Genomic DNA, 341 nt, shown 5'->3' on the forward strand with positions numbered 1-341 from the left:
CCTTTGGAAACGGCGCCATCGAACACTTCGACTTTCTGACCTTTGCTGGCCGTGCCGGTGAACGTCACGGCGGTTTCAGGAGTCACGCCGCCGTGGGGGATTTCGACCCCACTCGGGGAGCCTTTCGCCGCACTGATGGTCGGTACGATCACCGCCGTCACGGTCAAGGTGCGTGGCGCGGAGCTCTGACCCGAACCGTACAACGCCTTGGCGGTAAAACTGTGAGCCGCCACACTTAACCCGGATACCAGCAACGTCCAGATCCCCGTGACCAGATCCACGGTCGCTTGACCTTTGGAAACGGCGCCATCGAACACTTCGACTTTCTGACCTTTGCTGGC

Annotated in this window: 1 pseudogene; it reads right to left on the reverse strand. The window is 60.7% G+C overall.

What is annotated here, in order from left to right:
- Positions 1-341, reverse strand: a pseudogene (locus K0F88_RS32075) (hypothetical protein); the annotation flags it as partial.

The organism is Pseudomonas sp. UMAB-40, assembly GCF_900095275.1.
Taxonomy (GTDB): Bacteria; Pseudomonadota; Gammaproteobacteria; order Pseudomonadales; family Pseudomonadaceae; genus Aquipseudomonas; species Aquipseudomonas mandelii_B.